This window comes from Rhodococcus sp. A14 (genome assembly GCF_011603105.1).
GTDB classification, from domain to species: Bacteria; Actinomycetota; Actinomycetes; order Mycobacteriales; family Mycobacteriaceae; genus Rhodococcus_F; species Rhodococcus_F opacus.
Window position 1 is genome coordinate 1 of the sequence record NZ_JAAOQS010000268.1, and the last position, 1242, is coordinate 1242.

The following is a 1242-nucleotide window of genomic DNA, read 5'->3' on the forward strand; positions in this document are numbered from 1 at the left end:
GGCGGATTCCACTAGTCGTGGCGAATCATCGGGTAATCGTGCAGGGGCCACCATCGTCGCACAGCCTGGTTCGGAGTGAGGTCATTCAGGCATAGCCTCGGACGGTCGTTGAGTTCGGTGGCGACCTCGTCGAGCTGGTCTTGGGTCCAGCCGCTTAGGTCAGTTCCCTTCGGGAAATACTGCCGCAGAAGTCCATTCGTGTTTTCGTTTGATCCCCGCTGCCACGGCGAGTGGGGATCGGCGAAGTAGATCTTCAGGCCGGTGGCGTCCGCGATACGCTCGTGGTGAAACATCTCGTTGCCCTGGTCCCAGGTAAGCGACCGACGCAGGGAGACGGGCATCTTCGTGAAGCGCTCGATGAGAGCATCCCCGACGACTTGCGCGGAGTGGCCACCACGGATCGCGACCAGGATGGTCAATCGCGTCTTGCGCTCGACGAGTGTCGCGATCGCCGATCTCTGGCCGGCGCCGATGATGAGGTCGCCCTCGATATGCCCTACCCGACGACGTGATTCCACGTGGGCTGGCCGTTGCGCGATGGGCGTCATATTCGTTGACTGCTTGAGCGAACCGTCCCGGGATCGTCCGCGGCCACGGCGCCGGCGATAAGTCCGGCCGGTGCGCAAAGACCCGCCAGTCGCAGCCAAGACCAGTCCGCGGTACACCGCTTCATAGATCGTCTCAACGCACACGTGCCACGCCGTGCGGCGTGGGTAACGTCGCCGCAGCCACCGGCTGATCTGTGCCGGTGACCAGCGCTTGCCGAGCTTAGCGGCGACGAGCCGACGCAGCGTGTCATCGTGGGTGAACACACGCACTTTCGGGCGTCGTCGACGCTGGTGTGCCTGGTTGTGGGCGTACCACGGTTGGTAGCGACCATCGGATTTTCGATTGCGTGCGATCTCCTTGTACACCGACTGGAAGCTTTTGCCGATGCGTTCCGCGATCGTCTTGACCGACTCCTCACGGGCCAGCCCGTCGGCGATCTCGATACGGTCGTCTTGGCTCAAGTAACGGCTACTGATCGGACTCTCGACATAAGACATACTGCCAGCGTCGATGAACCACAGCGACCCACAGCTCAGCGACACGCCGACCGTCGCTGCCGCCTTCGATCCTGAGTGGCCTTGTCTGATCAGCTCGAAGTAGCGGCGCTTGTCTTCCTGTGGTGACTTGTTCCACGCATACCTGGGCATCGTAATCCTCTCGGGAAAGGATTCGCCTCGATCAGTGGAATCCGCC

General features: G+C 62.0%; 1 protein-coding gene. It reads right to left on the reverse strand.

Translation table 11 applies throughout. The features are described 5' to 3' along the window. Positions 1–11: 11 nt before the first annotated feature. Positions 12–1242 (reverse strand): IS30 family transposase (locus G9373_RS45310; RefSeq protein ID WP_240961169.1); only part of this gene is annotated, 1231 nt, incomplete at its 5' end.